Raw genomic sequence first — 18,376 nt, 5'->3', positions numbered from 1 at the left:
TCAGGCCGGGGCTATCCAGCGGAGCGGCACCTCGATCGTGACCTCGGTGCCGCGCCCCACGATCGTGTGCCAGTCGATCGTGCCGCTCAACTCGCCCTGGATGAGCGTGCGCACGATCTGCGTGCCGAGCCCCTCGCCGACCTTGCCCTCGGGCATGCCCGACCCGGTGTCGCGCACCGTCACGCTGAGCGTCGTCTGCGAGCGGTCAGCCGAGATCTCGACGTCGCCCTCCTGACCGGCGAGTCCGTGCTCGACGGCGTTCGTGACGAGCTCGGTGAGCGCGAGGGCGAGCGGCGTCGCGTACGCGCTCGGCAGCACGCCGAACGAACCCGAGCGCTTCGGGTGGGCCGTCGTGTTGTGAGCCGCGGCGACCTCGGCGACCAGCAGCAGCGTGCGGTCGAACACCGCATCGAAGTCGACGTTCTGCGAGAGCCCCTCTGAGAGGGTGTCGTGTACGACGGCGATCGCGCCGACGCGGCGCATGGCCTGCGTGAGCGCCTCGCGAGCCTCGTCGGAGTGGGTGCGGCGGGCCTGGATGCGCAGCAGCGACGCCACGGTCTGCAGGTTGTTCTTCACCCGGTGGTGGATCTCGCGGATCGTCGCGTCCTTGGTGATGAGCTCCTGCTCCTGGTGACGCAGCTCGGTGACGTCGCGGCTCAGCACGATCGCGCCGATGCGCTCACCGCGGTGCCGGATCGGGATCGCCCGGAGCGACACCGTGACCCCGCGCGATTCGACGTCGGTGCGCCAGGGTGCGCGTCCGGTCACGACGAGCGGGAGCGACTCGTCGACCACGAGCTTGCCGGCGAGGAGGCGCGTGGTCACCTCGGCGAGCGACTCGCCCTCGAGCTCGTCGTCGAAGCCCATGCGATTGAACGCGGAGAGCGCGTTGGGGCTCGCGAACGTCGTGATGCCGTCGACGTCGAGCCTGATGAGGCCGTCTGAGGCGCGCGGAGCGCCGCGCCGCGGCCCGGTCGGGGCACCGAGGTCGGGGAAGTCTCCCGACGCGATCATCTGGAAGAGCTCTTCGGCGCACTCGTTGAACGTGAGCTCCTGCCGGCTCGGCGTGCGCGTGGCCCCGAGGTTCGTGTGGCGGGTGATCACCGCGACGGGCTCGGGCGCGACGCTCGTGCCGTTCGTCGTGAGACGGCGCATGACGGGAACGGCGCGCACCCGGGTCGGCATCTCCTCGTACCAGTCGGGCGCCGAGGAGTCCACGATGCGAGCGGTCGAGTAGGCCTGGCCCACGAGCTCGCGCCACTGGGGCTTGATCTCCTGGCCGACGAAGTCGCGATAGAAGAGGGTCGCGGCGCTCGACGGCCGTGAATGGGCGACGGCGACGAACGCGTCGTCACCGGAGGGCACCCACAGCACGATGTCGGCGAACGCGAGATCGGCGAGCAGCTGCAGGTCGCCGACGAGCATGTGCAGCCAGTCGACATCGGCCTGACTGCTGCGGCCCTGGGCGAGGACGAGATCACTGAGGGTCGACACCGTTCAAGCGTACTGCCCGCGCGGTGTCTCAGCCGGTCGCCGCTCGCCGCAGTGCCGGAAGCGCGAAGCCGCGACGACGTACCGGCTCGGGCACGGGGAGCAGCGCCCCGAGCGCGTAGTCGCGAATGGCCGTGCGCAGCGGCGACCTCGGCGCGGCGTCACGCAGCGTGCGGGCGGTGAGGATCGCGGCATCCGTCGCCTTGGAATCGTGCGGCAGGAGCAACGCGTCGCCGAGCCCGCCGAACCGGCGCAGCGTCTGGCGCACCTGCGCGTGCGCGTCGATGCCGAGCGCACTCGTTCGCACGCGGTTCACGACGACGTCGACCCGCTCGGGATCGACGAGGTCGACGAGCTCGAGGTGCCCGCGAAGCAGTCGCGAAAGCCCCACCGGGTCGGCGAGGCCCACCGCGACGATGCGGTCGGCGGCCGCCAGCGCGGCGAAGGTCGCGGCGTTGCGACGCGGCGCGAATTGGTCGCTCGTCAGCTCTTCGTCGCGCTCGAGGCTGAAGCCGGTGTCGACCACCACGTACTCGACCCACTCCCGCATCGCACCGATCGCGGCGGTGACCCGGTCGCGCGACAGTTCGGGCCACCGGCTCGGCCCGACGAGCCCGGTGAACACGTTGAAGGCCGCCCGCGGCGCGGAGTACCGCTGCGCGATGCGCTCGAGCTCGACCCGGTCGAGGGCGTCGGCGCCCGCGAGCCGGCAGGCCGACGCGAATCCCGGCGCCTCGTCGAGCAGGCCCAGGGCCGGCGCGATCGCGCCACCGTACGGATCGCCGTCGACGAGCGCGACGGTGTGGCCCGCGGCCGCGATCTCGGCGGCGAGGTTCACGGCGAGGGTGCTGCGGCCAGGTGCTCCGCTCGGCCCCCAGACGGCGATGACGGATGCCGCGCGCTCCTGTCGCGCGAGCAGGTCACCCACCCGCGAGGGCACCGGCACGCCGCCGCTCACGAGCACTTCGATCTCGGCCCACGGCGCTTCGTGGTCGACCACCTCGTGCAGCCCGAGCTGCGAGGCGTGGGCGCGCTCGGCGTCGCTCGCCGCGAGCGCGATCAGGCGGATGCCCCGTTCGTCGCAGCCGGCGAGCAGCTCCGCACTCAGCGTGGTGCGTGCTGCTCCGACCACCGCGACGTCGGGACCGAGCACGTCGAGGTTCTCGAGCACGACACGCCAGCTCTCCAGCCGGGCGACGATCGTGTGCCCGTGCTCGACGATGTCGGCGAGGAGGCGGTCTTCGGTGATGCCGTCGAGCGCGAGGGCGAGTCGTGCCATCTCATTCCCCCGACGACCGTGCCGGCACGAGGTCGATCGCGTCGCCGGATGCCAGCGCGCCGAGCAGCGCCGCGACCTTCTCGCGAGGCACCAGCAGCTCGACGGACGTGCCGCCGGTCGAGACCATGCCCTCGCTCTCGATGACGCCGGCGATCTCAGCACCCGAGACGAGCACGGTGGGCGGCTCGAAGCCACCCTCACCCTCCTTCGCAGTCCAGACGTCGACCCGGGTGCCGGCGGCGACATCAGCCGGCAACGGGCCCCTGCTCGCCACCACGACCGTGGCGAGGCCGCTGCGGTCGACGTCGTCGACCGAGGCATCGGGCACGAGTTCGCCCGCCTCGATCGTGCGCGCCACCACGAGGCCGCCCTCGGGCAGGTCGCCGGCGACCAGGTAGCGCGACGCGCTCGACCCGAGCCGCACCGATTCGCTCGAGAGGTCTTCGGCAGTGATGCGCGTGCCCGGGGTGAGGGTGTCACGCGCGACGAAGACCTCGACACCGTCGTCGAGACCCGACACCAGCGACCAGACGCCGAACGTGGACGCCCCGATGAGCACGAGGCCGATGACGAGGCGCGGATCGAGTCGGAGTGCGCCCCGCTCACCGCGCAGCGGGCGGCGTGAGGTCATGTGGGTTCCCTTCGGAATGGCGCCGGGTCGCGCCGTCGTCCATCGTCGCCTGAAGCCGCGACACGGGTCCGAAGTTATCCACAATCGCCTTCGCCGCGCCCCCGCCGGTCGATAATCGAGACATGACCTCTCCAGGTTCGGGCGACGAGATCGGCCGGTTCCTCACGCTCGCAGACGCGGCCGAGATCCTCGCCGTCGACGTCGCGGCGGTCGACGAGCTGATCCGCTCCGGCGAGCTGCCGGCGATCCGCGTGGGCTCGACCGGGCCGTGGCGCATCGAACGGGTGCAGCTCGAGGTCTGGATCGAGCTGCAATACGAAGAGACCCGCAAGCACGCGGCCTGGAACCAGGGCGAGTTCTCCAACATCGTCGAGCTCTCCGGCGCCCGCAGTGGGCGGCTCCGCCCCGTCGACTAACCCCGCTCGTCAGCGGAAGTCGACGACGAGCAGTCGCGCGAGCGGCACGATGCGGTAGCCGTGCACGGCGTTCTCGCGGCGAGGCCGGTCGGTGTCGTGCAGTGCCAGGTCGAGATGGTCGCGCGCGACGCGGTCGATGGTGCCGTGCACCTCGCCGTCGATCGTACTGACCCGCACGGGAGTCCGGCGCCGGCAGAGGTCGCGCAGCACGAAGGGCAGGCCGATGCGTTCGGCGATGCGAGCGGATGCCTCGGGGACCGACTCGAGGCTCGGGTCGATCTGGGCGCGCGTGGGCAGCACGGCCGCGATCGCCGTGATCGGCACCACGCACTGCGCCTCTCGCTGCGATGCTTCGACCGACCGGCCGCTGACCCAGTCGCGGCCGAACACCTGCGGCCGAAGCGAGAGCTGACGACCGCCGTGGAACTCGATGAGCACGGAGGCGCCTGCCCCGTCGGAACCCGACCGGGTGATCGCCGAGATGCGGTCGCGCAGCGTCAGCCGGCCGAGCCGCAGGCGCTCCTCCTCGACCGCGAGCGCGCGCTCCTCATCGCGCTGTTCCTGGTCGATCTGCGACTCGAGGTCGTCGAACAACAGGTCCCATCGCATGCAGCGACGCTACCTCCCGCCAACCCGACTCGGAAACGTTATCCACAGGCATCGAATTCTCTTGACACTGATCCGGAGGCTCATCTACGGTTCACTCAGGAATCACCCATGTCCCCCACACGGGGGTGATCCTGTCGTACGGTCGAAAGGCCTTGCGAGCCACTCCTCCCCCATGGAGCACAGATGACCGCACGCGACACGCTCGGTGTCCGAACCGCCGTGAATCGCAGCTCTACGGCGCGCCTCCTGAGCGATGACGACGAGTTCTTCGCCCGCCAGCCGGCCCGCCGCACCGAGCTGCCCGACCCCGAGCCGCTGCTGCGCAGCCTGACCCACTGCATCATCGAGGCACTCGCGGGAGCACGTGACCTCGAGCAGCTCGCGAGATGGGTCGACGACGACGTCTACCGAAACCTGTCGAAGCGCGTCGTGCTCGCCGCCCGCGCGCGTCGGGCCAAGGGCCAGGCACCGCAGCGGCCGGCGTTCACCGTCGGCCGCGTGCATCTGCACGAACCCGCCGACGGCGTGATCGAGGCCGTGGTCATGGTGCACCAGCGAGCCCGATCCCGAGCGGTCGCGATCCGCATCGAGGGATTCGACCAGCGCTGGCGCGCGAGCGCCATCGGCGTGCTCTGAGCCGCTCCCGCTCCCGCACCAGCACCGCGAGTCGATGAAGCACGCCCGGTCCTGTGGCGCGCCGGGACGCATGCAGGCGGGTTGACGCGCGAGGTCCTCAGCACACGAAAGACCCCGGCCGGTGCCACGCACCGACCGGGGTCTCGAGCGTCGTGTCAGTTGCCCTTGCGGTCCTGCGCCCGGCGCTCGGCACGGTTCTGCGGAGCGACCTCGCCCCCCGTGCGCTGCCCGAAGGCGCCGCGCGACTCTTCGGCGGCGGGTGCCTGGCTCTCGGCGACAGCACGGCGCGCGCGCTGCGTCGCAGCCTGCTGCACCTGGCCACGCTGGTTGCGCACCTCGACGCCGCCGGCGTCGCTCGGCGCCGAGTAGCTGAGCTTGTCGTCGGACGCGCCCTGTCGGCCGAGCCCCTTCGCCTCGATCTTCGCTCCGGCGGCACCGGCCTGCGGCGCCACCTCGACCTCGAGGTTGAAGAGGAAGCCGACGGTCTCTTCACGGATCGAGCCCATCATCTGCTGGAACATCGCGTAGCCCTCGCGCTGGTACTCGACCAGCGGGTCGCGCTGCGCCATGGCTCGCAGGCCGATGCCGTCCTTCAGGTAGTCCATCTCGTAGAGGTGGTCGCGCCAGCGACGGTCGATGACCGAGAGCACGACGCGGCGCTCGAGCTCGCGCATGGCGGGCGAACCGAGCTGCTCCTCGCGACGTGCATACGCGACCTTCGCGTCGGAGAGGATCTCGCGGCGGATGAAGTCGCGGTTGACCCGGCCCTTCTCTCCGGCCTCGGCGACGACCTCGTCGATCGTGATGCCGATCGGGTAGAGCGTCTTCAGCTCGGTCCAAAGCGCGTCGAAGTCCCACTCGTCGGGGTTGCCCTCTGCGGTGTGCGAGTCGAGCACCTCGTCGATGACGTCTTCGAGGAACTTCTGCGTGCGCTCGTGCAGGTCGTCGCCCTCGAGGATGTGGCGGCGGTCGCTGTAGATCGCCTCGCGCTGACGGTTCAGCACGTCGTCGTACTTCAGCACGTTCTTGCGGATCTCGGCGTTGCGGGCCTCCACCTGCGACTGCGCCGAGCGGATGGCGCGCGAGACCACCTTCGACTCGATGGCGACGTCGTCGGGCACGCCGCGCGACATGAGGCTCTCCGCCGCGCCTGCGTTGAAGAGGCGCATGAGGTCGTCGGTGAGCGAGAGGTAGAACCGGCTCTCGCCGGGGTCACCCTGACGGCCGGAACGACCGCGCAGCTGGTTGTCGATGCGCCGCGACTCGTGGCGCTCGGTGCCGAGCACGTAGAGTCCGCCGGCGCTGAGCACCTTCTCGGCCTCGACGGCGACCTCGGCCTTGACCTTCTCGAACACCTCGTCCCACGCGGCCTCGTACTCCTCGGGAGTGTCGACCGGGCTGAGTCCGCGTTCGTGCATGAGCTGCACGGCGATGAACTCGGCGTTGCCGCCCAGCATGACGTCGGTACCACGACCGGCCATGTTCGTCGCGACCGTGACCGCGCCGTGGCGGCCGGCCTGTGCGACGATCGCCGCTTCACGGGCGTGGTTCTTCGCGTTCAGCACCTCGTGGCGCACGCCCTTCTTGGCGAGCAGGCGTGACAGGTACTCGCTCTTCTCGACGCTCGTGGTGCCGACGAGCACGGGCTGGCCGTTCTTGTGGCGCTCCACGATGTCTTCGACGACCTGGGCGAACTTCGCCTCCTCGTTCTTGTAGACGAGGTCGGGCTGGTCGATGCGCACCATCGGCTTGTTCGTGGGAATCGAGACCACGCCGAGCTTGTAGGTCGACTGGAACTCGGCCGCCTCGGTCTCGGCGGTACCCGTCATGCCCGAGAGCTTCGAATAGAGGCGGAAGTAGTTCTGCAGCGTGACGGTCGCGAGGGTCTGGTTCTCGGCCTTGACCTGCACGCCCTCCTTCGCCTCGATCGCCTGGTGGATGCCCTCGTTGTAGCGGCGACCGACGAGAATTCGGCCGGTGTGCTCGTCGACGATGAGCACCTCGCCGTTCATGACGACGTAGTCCTTGTCGCGCTTGAACAGTGCGTTCGCCTTGATCGAGTTGTTGAGGAACGAGATCAGCGGGGTGTTCGCCGACTCGTAGAGGTTGTCGATGCCGAGGTAGTCTTCGACCTTCTCGATGCCGGGCTCGAGCACGCCCACGGTGCGCTTCTTCTCGTCGACCTCGAAGTCGACGTCGGGCACGAGGCGCTTCGCGAGGTTCGCGAACTCGGTGAACCAGCGGTTCGCCTCGCCCGAGGCCGGGCCCGAGATGATGAGCGGCGTGCGGGCCTCGTCGATGAGGATCGAGTCGACCTCGTCGACGATCGCGAAGTGGTGGCCGCGCTGCACCATGTCGCTCGCCTGCCACGCCATGTTGTCGCGCAGGTAGTCGAAGCCGAACTCGTTGTTCGTGCCGTAGGTGATGTCGGCGGCGTACTGCTCACGGCGCACCTGCGGGTTCTGGCCCGCGACGATGCATCCGGTGGTCATGCCGAGGGCGCGGAAGACGCGTCCCATGAGTTCCGACTGGTAGCTCGCGAGGAAGTCGTTGACCGTGATGACGTGCACGCCGCGGCTCGTGAGCGCGTTGAGGTACGCAGCGGTCGTGGCGACGAGCGTCTTGCCCTCACCGGTCTTCATCTCGGCGATGTTGCCGAGGTGCAGCGCCGCGCCGCCCATGAGCTGCACGTCGAAGTGGCGGAGGCCCAGTGTGCGATTGCTCGCCTCGCGCACCGCGGCGAACGCCTCGGGCAGCAGGTCGTCGAGCGACTCGCCGTTCGCGTAGCGCTCGCGGAGCTCGACGGTCTCGTTCCGCAACTCGTCGTCGCTGAGCGCCTGGAATCCGTCTTCGAGGGCGTTGATCGCCGCTGCGTAGTTCTCCAGCCGCTTGAGGGTGCGGCCCTCACCGACGCGGAGGACCCTTTCCAGAATCGAAGCCACGAATGTTCTCCTGTTGTCGTTGGGCGCACGGCCGCGGATGGAGTCCGGGCACGCCCGCTGCCGCCTTGCAGACGGCTATCTTAGCCATGCTAGCGGTGAACGAGCTGCGCCCTGAGCCTGCCGAAGGGCCGCCGAGGGGCGGCGCGCTTCGACAGGCTCAGCGATCTTTCGCGCTCAGCGAGCGGAGGTCACGCGGTGGCGCGCTGCAACTCCGCCGGCGAGGTCGCCGGGGAGCTGCCCTCCTCACGCCCATCGATGCCGATCAGCCCGTAGTCCCAGCCCTTCCGGCGGTAGACGACGCTCGGCCGGCCTGTCTCGGCGTCGACGAAGAGGTAGAAGTCGTGCCCCACGAGCTCCATGAAGTACAGCGCGTCGTCGACCGTCATGGGCGTCGCCGAGAACACCTTCCGACGGATCACGACCGGCGTGTACACCTCGTCGTCGTCGACGTGCGGTTCGAACTCGTCGATGACGGGAGTGCTGCCGGTGCGCACCTGCGCGAGCACCTCGGAGGCTGCGGCGTGCACGCCGACATCGGAGAATCCGGCGTCGGTCGCCTCGCGGAGGGAGGTCGGCCGTCGGGATCCCCCGCGGTGGACCTTCCGGCGATCCTTGGCCCGCCGGATGCGCTCGAGCAATCGCCCGAGTGCGACGTCGAACGCCGCGTACTTGTCGGAGCCATCGGCTTCGGCGCGGACCAGCGGGCCCTTGCCGACGAGGGTGAGCTCGACGCGGTCGGGCCCTGGGTTTCCGTTCTTCTCGTTGTGCCTGCTGAGCTTCACGTCGAGAGAGATCGCGCGCTCTGCCAGATGCGACACCTTCTCGGACTTCTCCGCCACGTAGGCGCGGAATCGGTCCGTGATCCCCAGGTTTCGTCCGACGATGTTCAGTTCCATGACGACCTCCGTTCACCGACGTGTCACCCGGTTCTGAAGGGTGGATCGACCACGCCTGTCCTGCCACCGTAGCCCCCTTGCGGGACGATGTCACGGAGTGTTTCCCGTGAGCTCCCTGCATGTCGCGGGAACCTGCGAGGCGTCTCGGCGAGCACCGCGATCGCCACCGTCTCACCGCCTGCTGCGGCGAGCGCGCGCACCGCCTCCGCGAGGGTCGACCCCGTGGTGGCGATGTCGTCGACCACGAGGAACCGGCGGCCGGCGAGTGTGGCGCGTTGTTCGGCGTGCGGCCTGCGAGGCGGCCCGAGCGGGCGGGTGACGGGCCCGGCGACGAGCCCGCCGGCGGCATTCCGGCGCCGTTCCGCTTCGCCGAGCCCCGCCTGGTCGACGCGCTCCCTCGCGAGGGCGAGCACGGGCGTCGAGCGGATGCCGCACCGCCGGAGCAGCACCTCGACGGGCACGTATCCGCGCGCTCGGCGGGCCGCAGGCGTCGACGGGATCGTGCACACCTCGATCGGCGCACCGGCGGGGACGCCGGCGAGCGCGGCGAGCAACGCGGCCCGCAGCGCCGGCACGAGAGCCGCGGCGGCATCCGTTCGCGCCCCGTCCTTGAAGGCGCCGATGACCGAGGCGACCGTGCCCGCGTACTCGAGGCCCGCCCAGATGGAGAGGCTCGCGCGATCGATGCGCCGCGGCGTCGGCGCGAGCGCGCCGCGGCAGGTCGGGCAGACGGCGTGGTCGGGCGCGCCGCAGCCCGAGCACACCACGGGGACGAGCACCGCGAGCGCTTCGCGGACGGACTCACGCAGGGCAGGGAGCAACCGACCTGCTGCGCGGAGCGCGACGGCTCCACGATGGTGGGCGCGGCCTTCGGACATTCCCCCAGCCTCGCGGGCGGCGCGGCCGCGAACCCGCCATAGAACACGCTGTGCACGACGAAGGCGGCACCGAGGCGTTGTGGAGGGCGAGTGGTCAGTCGGGCTGCTGGGAGGCGAGCAGGCGGATGCCGCTCGCCCGCGCCTGCCAGCTGACTCCGCTCGGCGCCTCGAGATCGCCGGCGGCGGTCAGGAGCCGGAGATCCCGGACGCTGTTGCCGCCGTCGATCGCGATGCCGTCGTCGGGCCCTGACCTGCTCTCGGCGAACCCGCCGAGTTCCTGCGTGATGACGCGGGTACCACCGGCCGGCAGTGCAGTGAGCGAGGCGACGGTGCGGGCGTCGAGCCAGGTGACGTCGAGCGGGGTGCCCGCGACATCCGCGAGCCCGAGCGTCACCGGGCTCAGCGCGACCGGCGTGCCCGCGGCATCCCGCTCGATCGATGCGGCCACGAAATGGGTCGTGGCACCCTCGCCGAGCAGCGCCACGAGCCGCGTGGAGTCGCGCGAGATCTCGAGCGCCGCGATCGAGGAACCGGTCCACGGCACGGGGAGCTGGATCGCCTCGAGCGAGCGGTCGGCGGGATACACGACGAGTTGCCCGGGGAGACCGGCGGGCACGGACCAGACCGCGCCGGTGCCGTCGATCGCCGGCACGATGAGGCCGTCCCGGGGGTCGAGGACCTCGGGTTCCTCGCCGGCCCGGACGACCGAGACGCCGTCGGCCGCCAGCACGGCCGCGACCTCGCCACCCGCGCCGAGCGCGGCCCCCGTCGGCGCCATCGCGGCGACCTGCGGCGAGAGGTCGGGGATCTGCTCGATGCTCTCACCGGAGGCGGCGAGGTACCCGAACGTCGTGCCGTCGAAGACGACGGGGCGCGGGTCGACCGGCGGATTCTTCAGCGGCGCGGGCGAGAGTTCGGGCACATCCTGCTCGATGCCGTTCAGCGAGAGCGCGACCGAGTCGACGTTCCGCACTCCGTCGAGGCTCTCCTGCAACTGGTACTGCATGCGCTGCACGCTCGTGACGTCGTCGTCGGTGGCTCCGGAGAGATCAACGCTCGCGACCCGCCCCTCGACCGGCACCGAGGCTGACTCGAGGCGGGTCCCCTCGGGGAACGCGGTCTCGACACCCGCGTCGAGCCACTGCGACGGGCCGACGAGGAGCGCCCGAACGATGCTCGTCTGGGCGGACTCCCGGCCTGCGAACCAGCGCAGGTCGGGCACGAGGTAGTCGTAATCGGCCGAGTAGAAATAGAGGGGATAACTGCGGAAGACCTGCGCGAAGGTCGTCTCGTCGAGCAGCAGTCCCGACGGCGCGAGCGAGATGCGCCACTGGCCGTCGTCGTTCTGCTCGAGTTCGTAGCCGAGTTCGATCCGCGTGCTCGACGCCGAGATGTCGTACTGGCCCGTCTCCGAGAGCTGTGCGGCTGGAGTCACGTCGACGACGAAGGACGTCTCGCCGAGCTCCGTGAACACGCGGGCACCTGGCACGTCGATCGTGGCGCCGGCATTGGCACTCCACTCGTCGGCGAATGCCGGCGTCAGGTACTCCCGGGCGGCCTGGTAGTTGTTGCGCGGGCTCTGCGCGGCGTCGATGAACCCCTCGATGATCTGCTGCTGGGTGGCGTCCTTCGCCGGGGGCGGCACGATCGTGTCGAGCTCGAGCGATTCCTCCACGAGCGACGGCGATCCGGCGTTCACCCCGCCCGAGCTCGGAATCGACACGCAGCCGGCGAGCAGCGTCGCCAACGCGACGGCGACGGATGTCGCGACCACACCTCTTCTACGCATCGTGCGCCTCCCGACCGGTGTTCGCGGCCCGCTCGGCCGCGGCGGCGCGCCCTGCGGCATCCGTCTCGACCGTCGCCTCGGTGTCGATCGCACCGACCACACCCGTCGGTGGCGGCCCGGTCGCCTCGATGTCGTCGGGCTCGAGCGGCAGCGGCGAAGAGATCGCCTCATCGGCGGGGACGCCCGAGCGCGGCAGCGTGAGACGGAACACCGTGCCGGAGCCGCGACGAGACCACACCTCGAGCGTGCCGCCGTGGGCGACGGCGTCTTCGAGTGCGATGGCAAGGCCGAGGCCGGTGCCGCCGATCGTGCGCATGCGGCTCGGATCCGCCCGCCAGAACCGGTCGAAGACGCGGGCCGCCTCCTCGGCGGTCATGCCGAGACCGTAGTCGCGCACCGAGAGGGCGATGGCGGTCTCGTTGCTGTCGACGGCGACGACGATCGGGCGCCCCTCGCCGTGCTCGATCGCGTTGCCGAGCAGGTTCCGCACGATCCTGCGGATGCGCCGGGGGTCGACATTCGCGTCGAGGTGGCCGCCGGGAGCCTCGAGCCGCAGTTCGCTGCCCCGGCTGTGCGCGAGCTCGTGCATCGACTCGATCGCGTCGCCTGCGAGGTGCACGAGGTTCGTCGGCTCCGTCGCGAGCTCGACGGAGCCGGCGTCGTACCGGCTGATCTCGAGCAGGTCGGAGAGCAGCGTCTCGAATCGCTCGGTCTGCGTGTGCAGCAGTTCGACGGTGCGCGAGGTGGGTCCGGGGAAGTCGTCGCGCTGTCCGTAGAGCACGTCGCCGGCGAGTCGGATGGTCGTGAGCGGGGTGCGCAGCTCGTGCGAGACATCTGAGACGAAGCGCTGCTGCATGACCGAGAGCTCGGCGAGTTCGCGGATGCGCGCCTGCAGGCTGTCGGCCATGCCGTTGAACGAGGCGGCGAGCGTCGCGAGTTCGTCTTCGCCCTTCTCGGGCATGCGCACGCCGAGATCGCCAGCGGCGAGCCGTCGACTCGTCATCGCCGCCGAGCGGATGGGTTCGATCACCCAGCGCACCACGAGCAGCGTGATGGCACTCAGCAGCGCGAGCAGCGCCACCGCGCCGATCGTTCCGACGAGTTGCATGAACGCGAGCGTCTCTTGAGCGTCGGCGAAGTTGTAGCCGATGTAGAGCTCGTACTCCCCGGCGCCGGGCACCCCGATCGAGCTGCCCACGACGATGCCGGGGTCGTCAGCGCCGTCGTCGCCCTCGAGCGCAACCGATTGCCAGTACTGGCCTTCGGGGTCGGAGCGAACGTGCTCATGGAGTTCGGGCGTGATGACCCCAGCGAGGGTCGGCGCGATGCGGGTGGGCGGTGCGCTCGAGCTCAAGACGTCGGCAGGCTGGAAATAGGCGATCGCAGAACTGCCGGAGACCGTGCGCACCGTGGTCGCGACACCCGCCATGACGGTCTGCAATGACGCAGGGTCTTCGGCGACGGTGCCGTCGAGGATCCGCTGCGCGGCGTTCGTCGCGTTGTTCGCGTCGTCGAGGGAGTTCTCGAGCTGCGTGTTGAAGAGTCCCGACGCGATGCTGAACGAGATGTACAACCCGATCACGAAGATCGCGAGCGACGACAGGGCGAACGTGATGACGACGGTGCGGAACTGCAGGGAGCGTCGCCACAGCTCGAGGGCGTGGCGCGGCAGCGCGGCGAGGGCGCGGCGGATCTCGCGCCACCAACCGACCCCGAGACGGGCCGGGGCCTCCGCCTGCGACATCCGCTGCCCCTAGGTGGTCGCGCCGGCCCGATACCCGACGCCGCGCACGGTCATGACGATGCGGGGATTGTCGGGGTCGTGCTCGACCTTGGCGCGGAGCCGCTGCACGTGCACGTTCACGAGCCGGGTGTCGGCCTTGTAGTGGTAGCCCCAGACCTGCTCGAGCAGCATCTCGCGGGTGAAGACCTGCTGCGGCTTCGACGCGAGGGTCAGGAGCAGGTCGAACTCGAGCGGAGTGAGGTTGATGCGGGTGTCGCCGCGGCGCACCTCGTGGCCGGCCGCGTCGATCGTGAGGTCGCCGACGCCGAGCGTCGAGACCGCTTGGTCGGGCGTGGGGCGCAGGCGCGTGCGGATGCGCGCGACGAGCTCCTTCGGGTTGAAGGGCTTGACCATGTAGTCGTCGGCACCCGATTCGAGGCCCTTGACCACATCGGTCGTGTCGGTCTTCGCGGTGAGCATGATGATGGGTGTGCCCGACTCGGCGCGGATGCGCCCGCACACCTCTATGCCGTCGATGCCCGGCAGCATGAGGTCGAGCAGCACGAGGTCGGGCTTCGACTCGCGGAAGGCGGCGAGGGCTCCCGTGCCGTCGGCGCAGAAGAAGGGCTCGAACCCCTCGGTGCGCAGCACGATGCCGATCATCTCGGCCAGGGCCGTGTCGTCATCGACGACGAGTACGCGTGGGTTCATCCTTCATTCCTGTCAGCACCGCCGGGACACGGCCGAAACCAGTGGGTCAAGCGTAGTCGGTCGAGGCCGGAAGACCACCCGAAGGGCGCTCGACGAGTGCCCGGCGGGTCCGCGAAATGTGCGAGCATGGTGGGAATCCGCCGGAAGGAGCCTCACAGGTGTCAGACCACGATTGGCAGGCGCCCGGCGGCAGCCCTGCTCCTGGGCCGGCTCCGGATGCCTCGGGCGCCCCTCGATTCGATCCGACGGCCTTCCCGCCGCCCGTGGCCCCTCCGGCTGCGCCTGCGCCTCCCTCCTACGGCACCGCCCCCGCACCCATCCCGCAGCTCGGCTGGACTCCCCCGCCGAAGCCCGGCCTGCTGCCGCTGCATCCGCTCGGATTCGGCACCGTGCTGTGGGCGCCGTTCAAGGTGCTGCGCCGCAACCCGGCTGCGACGTTCGGCACCGGCCTCGTGGTGCAGCTCGTCTCGGTCGTCGCGATGCTGGCGGTGTTCGTGCCCTTCATGGTGTTCGTCGTCACCCGGGTCGAGAGCGCGAGCACCTCCGCCGATGCCGACGCGCTCATGTCGGGCGCCGTCGGCGGATTCCTGCTGCTGATGCTCGTTCCAGTCGCGCTCTCGCTCATCGCGGGCGCGTTCCTGCAGGGCGTCATGGTCGTCGAGGTCGCGAGCGGCACCCTCGGTGATCGACTCCGGTTCGGCGCACTGTGGAAGCGCGCGGCGAAGCGCTTCTGGCCGCTCCTCGGGTGGACCGCGATGGTCACCGGTGCGATCCTCGCGGCCTTCGCCGTCTTCATCGCGATCATCGTCGTCGCGACCTTCTTCGATCCCGTGACCGTCATCGTGACGATCCTCGTCGTGATCCTCGCTGCGCTCGGCGTGGCGGTCGTCGCCGCGTGGCTCGGCACGAAGCTCTCGCTCGTGCCGAGCGTCATCGTGCTCGAGGGCGCCGGCATCGGTACGGCGATGAAGCGCTCGTGGCGCCTCACCGACGGCTACTTCTGGCGAACCTTCGGCACCTTGCTGCTCGTCGGGTTCATCCTGAACCTCGCGGCCCAGGTCGTCGTGCAGCCGGTCTCCCTCATCGGCACGATCCTCGCGGCGATCATCGATCCGACCGGCACGGGCGCCGCCGTCGCGATCACCATCGTGACGATGGTCGTGACCGTCATCCTCTCCCTGCTGATCGGTGCGATCACGGCCGTCGTGCAGGCGGCCCTCGTCGCCGTCATCTACATCGATCTGCGCATGCGCACCGAGGCGCTCGACCTCGAGCTCGTGCGGCACATCGAGCAGCGCGACGCCGGAATGCCGGTGGACGATCCCTACCGTGCCCCCGCGGCCGCGACGGCGTATCCCGGCGCGGCCTCCGCTCCCGCATGGCCGTGACCGGGTTGCGCGGCACCCCGCTCGATCCCGATGCGCCCGAGGCGCGTCGGTGGCTCGAAGACGAACTGACCGGGCCCGAATACCAGGCCGCGAAGCCGAGTCCGTTCGATGTGGCGATGCAGGCGATCCGCGATTGGTTCCTCAGCCTCTTCGACGGCGCCACCGGCCTCCCCGGCCCTCTGCTGACGATGCTGCTCGTACTGCTCGTCGTCGCGCTGGTGGTCGTCGGCCTCCTCGTCTTCGGGCTGCCGCGTCTCCGGCGACGCCGCCGCAGCATCGTGCCGCTCTTCGACGACCACGACCTCCGCGATCTCGAGACCCTCCGCCGGGCCGCGACCGCAGCGGCGGCCGCGGGCGACTGGCCGCTCGCCATCGAGGAGCGGTTCCGCGCCGTCGTGCGCGGGCTCGTCGAGCGCGAGGTCGTCACGGTGCACCCCGGCACGACGGCGCGCGGCTTCGCGGATGCCGCGGCGAGCTCGTTCCCCGCTCTGGCCGCCGAACTGCACGCCGCAGCGGGCGGCTTCGACGGCGTGCGCTATCTCGGCGGGGCCGGGTCCCCCGAGGAGTACGCCCGGGTGACCGAGTTGGAACAGCGCGTCGCCGACGCGCGTCCGGCGGCACGGGGCGACCATGAGGCATCCGCTGCCGACCGCGATGCCGCCCAGGCCACTGAGGCCGCTCGATGACCGCGACGGTCGAGTCCCGCGATGGAGGCTCCGGCTCGTCGGCAGGCGCGGACGCTGCGGGCACCGGCACTGGCACCACGGCCGCCCCCTCCGTCACGCCCACGGTACGGGCGTTTCTGAAGCGGCGACGCGCCTGGATCGTGATCGCCGCGGTGCTCGTGCTCGGCGCGTTCATCGTGATGGCGATCCAGGGCGGCGCCCGCACACCCGGGCCGCCGCTCGCAGCGGACAATCCCGCCCCGGGCGGTGCGAAGGCACTCGTCGAGGTGCTTCGCGATCACGGGGTCGACGTCACCGAGGCGCGTTCGTTCGACGCCGCGCTCGGCGCTGCCGACGGCACGGCGACCGTTCTGCTCTACGACGAGTACGGGATCCTCGACGAGCGTCGGTTGACCGAAATCTCCGAGGCGGCCGAGCGGCTCGTCGTCGTCGAGCCCGGATTCACGGCGCTCGAGACGCTCGCTCCCGGAGTTCGCTTCGCCGGCGCCGCCAGCGGCCCGATCGACGACGTCGCGTGCGACCTGGGGCCTGCCGAGCGGGCCGGCTCGCTCTCCGACGGTCAACGACTCGTGACCGTCGACGACTCGGCGATCGACGCCGGCTGGCACGGATGCTTCCGCGACGGCGACTTCGGCTTCGCGGTCGCAGCGGGCCAATCCCCGAGCGGCGGCGACGTCACGATCGTGGGTTCGACGACCGTGTTCGCGAACGAGTCGATCACCGAGGCCGGCAATGCCGCGCTCGCGATCGGCCTCACGGGCGCGAGCGACCGGCTCGTCTGGTACCTGCCGGGCCCCGGCGACGCCGATGCCGCCGACGCCCCGACGCTGGCCGAGCTCACGCCGGGCTGGGTGAGCCCCGTGATGGTGCTCGCGATCATCGTCGTCATCGTCGCGGGTGTCTGGCAGGGTCGCCGGTTCGGGCCGCTCGTCGCCGAACGTCTCCCGGTGAACGTGCCCGCTGGTGAGACGAGCACGGGCCGCGCCCGGCTCTACGCACGCACCGCGGCGCGCACGCACGCCCTCGACCAGCTCCGGATCGCCACGGTGATCCGCATCGCGCGGACGCTCCGGCTCCCCCGCTCGGCGGGCGTCGACGAGGTCACGGAGGCCGCGGCGCGGGCGACCGGCCGCGACGGCGCAGCCGTGCACCGACTGCTCGCAGACGACCTGCCCGCCGACGACCGTGCCCTCGTCGACCTCGCCGCCGCGCTCGCGGAGCTCGAGGCCGCGGTGCAGCGCTCGCTCGACCCGCGGAGTGCGCAACTCGACGATCGTGACGACCCCACAGGAAGGCGACCATGACCGACCCCATCCCCGCTCCGGCGATCGCTGCCACCGACGACGAGCTGCGCGCCGCGCTCAACCGCGTGCGCACCGAGGTCGGCAAGGCCGTCGTCGGCCAGGACGGCGCCGTCACCGGCCTCATCATCGCGCTGCTGACGCGCGGGCACGTGCTGCTCGAGGGCGTGCCCGGCGTCGCGAAGACGCTGCTCGTGCGCACGCTCAGCCGCACCCTGCAGCTCGACACCCGCCGCCTGCAGTTCACGCCCGACCTGATGCCGGGCGACGTGACCGGGTCGCTCGCCTACGATCCCCGCTCGGGCGAGTTCGCGTTCCGCGAGGGGCCGGTGTTCACGAACATCCTGCTCGCCGACGAGATCAACCGCACGCCGCCGAAGACGCAGTCGGCCCTGCTCGAGGCGATGGAGGAACGCCAGGTCTCCGCCGACGGCGTCACGCGGCCACTCCCCGACCCGTTCATGGTTGCGGCGACGCAGAACCCGATCGAGTACGAGGGCACGTACTCGCTGCCCGAGGCCCAGCTCGACCGGTTCCTGCTGAAGCTCGTGCTCGACGTGCCCGAACGTGACGCCGAGCTCTCGCTCCTGCGTCGCCACGCCGACGGATTCGACCCGCACGATCTCGCCGCCGCCGGTGTCACGCCCGTGCTCGGGGCGACCGAACTCGCGGCGGCGCGCGCCGCGGCATCCGCTGTTCGGGTGGAAGACGACGTGCTCGGCTACGTCGTCGACCTGGCGCGAGCGACGCGCCGCAGCCCGTCGATGCGGCTCGGGGTGAGCCCTCGCGGCACCACCGGGCTGCTCGCCGCGGCGAAGGCATGGGCGTGGCTCACGGACTACGAGTCGCTCACGCCCGACCACGTGCAGGCGATGCTGCTGCCCGTCTGGCGCCACCGGGTGCAGCTCCGGCCGGAGGCCGAGCTCGAGGGCGTCTCGATCGACGCGGTGCTGCAGTCGATCATGCAACAGGTGCAGGTGCCCCTCTGAGATGACCCGGA

General features: G+C 70.7%; 16 protein-coding genes. 6 read left to right on the top strand and 10 right to left on the bottom strand.

Annotated features, from left to right (window positions below; translation table 11 throughout):
• The 3 genes from VPH61_RS16090 to VPH61_RS16080 are packed head-to-tail and all read right to left on the bottom strand — an operon-like array spanning window position 1 to window position 3,401.
• A complete protein-coding gene (locus VPH61_RS16090; protein ID WP_332064525.1) occupies window positions 1-1,494 on the bottom strand; it encodes a sensor histidine kinase in 1,494 nt (497 codons plus the stop codon).
• Between the two features lie 28 nt (window positions 1,495-1,522).
• Complete coding sequence (locus VPH61_RS16085) at window positions 1,523-2,770, bottom strand: AAA family ATPase (RefSeq protein ID WP_332064524.1); 1,248 nt, start codon at window positions 2,768-2,770, stop codon at window positions 1,523-1,525.
• 1 nt (window position 2,771) lies between these two features.
• Window positions 2,772-3,401, bottom strand: coding sequence for an SAF domain-containing protein (locus tag VPH61_RS16080; protein ID WP_332064523.1), 630 nt, complete (start codon window positions 3,399-3,401; stop codon window positions 2,772-2,774).
• Between the two features lie 122 nt (window positions 3,402-3,523).
• Between VPH61_RS16080 and VPH61_RS16075 the strand changes: the two genes are divergently transcribed.
• On the top strand, window positions 3,524-3,817 hold the full coding sequence (locus VPH61_RS16075; RefSeq protein ID WP_332064522.1) for a helix-turn-helix domain-containing protein: 294 nt from the start codon (window positions 3,524-3,526) through the stop codon (window positions 3,815-3,817).
• A gap of 9 nt (window positions 3,818-3,826) precedes the next feature.
• Here VPH61_RS16075 and VPH61_RS16070 read toward each other — a convergent pair whose 3' ends face one another.
• Entirely contained in the window at window positions 3,827-4,426 is a 600-nt protein-coding gene (locus VPH61_RS16070; RefSeq protein ID WP_332064521.1) for a hypothetical protein, read from the bottom strand.
• A gap of 183 nt (window positions 4,427-4,609) precedes the next feature.
• Here VPH61_RS16070 and VPH61_RS16065 point away from each other — a divergent pair, with 183 nt between their 5' ends.
• Complete coding sequence (locus tag VPH61_RS16065) at window positions 4,610-5,062, top strand: Rv3235 family protein (RefSeq protein ID WP_332064520.1); 453 nt, start codon at window positions 4,610-4,612, stop codon at window positions 5,060-5,062.
• 155 nt (window positions 5,063-5,217) lie between these two features.
• Here the strand turns inward: VPH61_RS16065 and secA are convergent, their stop codons facing one another.
• From secA to mtrA, 6 genes are all read right to left on the bottom strand, one after another.
• A complete protein-coding gene (gene secA / locus VPH61_RS16060; RefSeq protein WP_332064519.1) occupies window positions 5,218-8,004 on the bottom strand; it encodes a preprotein translocase subunit SecA in 2,787 nt (928 codons plus the stop codon).
• Between the two features lie 188 nt (window positions 8,005-8,192).
• Window positions 8,193-8,900, bottom strand: a complete 708-nt coding sequence (gene hpf, locus VPH61_RS16055; protein WP_332064518.1) for a ribosome hibernation-promoting factor, HPF/YfiA family — start codon at window positions 8,898-8,900, stop codon at window positions 8,193-8,195.
• Window positions 8,901-8,923: 23 nt separating this feature from the next.
• Window positions 8,924-9,778 (bottom strand): ComF family protein, encoded by an 855-nt coding sequence (locus VPH61_RS16050; RefSeq protein WP_332064517.1) that lies wholly within the window; start codon window positions 9,776-9,778, stop codon window positions 8,924-8,926.
• 94 nt (window positions 9,779-9,872) lie between these two features.
• Window positions 9,873-11,567, bottom strand: a complete 1,695-nt coding sequence (locus VPH61_RS16045) for a GerMN domain-containing protein (protein ID WP_332064516.1) — start codon at window positions 11,565-11,567, stop codon at window positions 9,873-9,875.
• Window positions 11,560-13,311 (bottom strand): MtrAB system histidine kinase MtrB, encoded by a 1,752-nt coding sequence (mtrB, locus tag VPH61_RS16040; RefSeq protein WP_332064515.1) that lies wholly within the window; start codon window positions 13,309-13,311, stop codon window positions 11,560-11,562. The genes VPH61_RS16045 and mtrB overlap by 8 nt, the downstream gene beginning before the upstream one ends.
• Before the next feature lie 9 nt (window positions 13,312-13,320).
• Window positions 13,321-14,001 (bottom strand): MtrAB system response regulator MtrA, encoded by a 681-nt coding sequence (mtrA, locus tag VPH61_RS16035; protein ID WP_332064514.1) that lies wholly within the window; start codon window positions 13,999-14,001, stop codon window positions 13,321-13,323.
• Between the two features lie 158 nt (window positions 14,002-14,159).
• Here mtrA and VPH61_RS16030 point away from each other — a divergent pair, with 158 nt between their 5' ends.
• The 4 genes from VPH61_RS16030 to VPH61_RS16015 are packed head-to-tail and all read left to right on the top strand — an operon-like array spanning window position 14,160 to window position 18,365.
• On the top strand, window positions 14,160-15,389 hold the full coding sequence (locus tag VPH61_RS16030; RefSeq protein WP_332064513.1) for a glycerophosphoryl diester phosphodiesterase membrane domain-containing protein: 1,230 nt from the start codon (window positions 14,160-14,162) through the stop codon (window positions 15,387-15,389).
• On the top strand, window positions 15,380-16,075 hold the full coding sequence (locus VPH61_RS16025) for a DUF4129 domain-containing protein (protein WP_332064512.1): 696 nt from the start codon (window positions 15,380-15,382) through the stop codon (window positions 16,073-16,075). Before VPH61_RS16030 ends, VPH61_RS16025 begins: the two co-directional genes overlap by 10 nt.
• Window positions 16,072-17,379: a DUF4350 domain-containing protein gene (locus VPH61_RS16020; RefSeq protein WP_332064511.1), complete on the top strand. Its 1,308-nt coding sequence runs from the start codon at window positions 16,072-16,074 to the stop codon at window positions 17,377-17,379. Before VPH61_RS16025 ends, VPH61_RS16020 begins: the two co-directional genes overlap by 4 nt.
• Window positions 17,376-18,365 (top strand): AAA family ATPase, encoded by a 990-nt coding sequence (locus tag VPH61_RS16015; protein ID WP_332064510.1) that lies wholly within the window; start codon window positions 17,376-17,378, stop codon window positions 18,363-18,365. The genes VPH61_RS16020 and VPH61_RS16015 overlap by 4 nt, the downstream gene beginning before the upstream one ends.
• Window positions 18,366-18,376: the final 11 nt, after the last annotated feature.

Origin of the sequence: Agromyces sp. CCNWLW203 (assembly GCF_036576125.1) — a bacterium.
Classification (GTDB): Bacteria; Actinomycetota; Actinomycetes; order Actinomycetales; family Microbacteriaceae; genus Agromyces.
Note: the sequence above shows the minus strand (reverse complement) of the source record. Positions and strands in the feature narration are given on the sequence as shown.